A 949-nucleotide genomic window follows, 5' to 3' on the forward strand; every position below is an offset into this window, starting at 1 on the left:
GACGCTACCTCTAGTGGTATCCGGTCATGTCAGTTCCGGACGCAGCGCCTCACTGCTGTCGCTCCTCGCGAAGCTGGTCGATCAGGGTGGTACTCGGTGCGTGATCATTTGCCACCAAAGCCGCGCACCAAGCGCGCGACACCAACTGCAGATCGGCGTCAATCGCTTCGATATCGCGCATGTCCGAATGCTAAGCCGAGGCAGCGCTTCGCTCACTTCACCCCGGCGAACGGCGCAGATTCTTTATCTCGAAGGTGACTGATCGCTGGCGTAAGACCACCGACTTTATGCGGCCGTCAGCATCGGTTTGAGGCAGATCGTCGTCGGACCGGCCTGACGTCGCTGGGATTCGCTAGTGAGATGAAGCCGTGTCTGCGCTGCGTCGAGGCTAGTACATAGTGAATAGCGGCCAACGGCGTCCGCCCGTAATTTTCTACCCATGCGAGACCTCGCGACCATCGATGGCGAATCCGCCTGGTGACGCGAGCGCGCCTAGCGGCTCGATAACTCTGCGACGGCATTCCAGTACCACATTGATCGATCAGGCGCTCGACGAGCGAACGGCGGCAAATTGCACCGCAGCGTCGGCTTGAACCGGCGTGGAGAGGTTACCAGCGGGGTAGCGTCATAGCTGCTCCAGAAGAACAGGGTGCGGGTTGGCGGGTGGTGCGATGCAACTGATCGAGCTAAGCATTGGCGATCTCATCGCCAGAGCTGGCGGTGACCCATGGGCGATCAACCAGAGCTTGCAGGCCGGTAGCCCTTTTCAGATCTCTCAACTGGCAGAGGCTTTCCATGCTGCCGGCCGATGCTCCACCGCAGCCCAAGAAGAATTCGAACAGGCCCGCAAGCGCTTCGACATGGCCTGGAATCACCAGAACGGTGATCACCCGATCAACGGCTCCGCTGAAGTGCAGCGGTTGACGAAATCCCTTGGCTTGCAGACAGA

General features: G+C 60.0%; 1 protein-coding gene and 1 pseudogene. One reads left to right on the top strand and one right to left on the bottom strand.

Annotation, left to right across the window (positions count from 1 at the left end; all coding sequences use genetic code 11):
• Positions 1-49 precede the first annotated feature (49 nt).
• Positions 50-181: a hypothetical protein gene (locus A5622_RS30475; protein ID WP_255361663.1), complete on the bottom strand. Its 132-nt coding sequence runs from the start codon at positions 179-181 to the stop codon at positions 50-52.
• Between the two features lie 490 nt (positions 182-671).
• On the opposite strand from A5622_RS30475, the pseudogene A5622_RS28085 reads away from it, so the two are divergent.
• Positions 672-949, top strand: a pseudogene (locus A5622_RS28085) (hypothetical protein); the annotation flags it as partial.

It is taken from the genome of Mycobacterium sp. 1245801.1, assembly GCF_001673055.1.
Taxonomy (GTDB): domain Bacteria; phylum Actinomycetota; class Actinomycetes; order Mycobacteriales; family Mycobacteriaceae; genus Mycobacterium; species Mycobacterium europaeum_A.

Coding starts and splice junctions, on each gene's coding strand:
- A5622_RS30475 (WP_255361663.1), bottom strand. CDS start 181: ATGCGCGATATCGAAGCGATTGACGCCGATCTGCAGTTGGTGTCGCGC.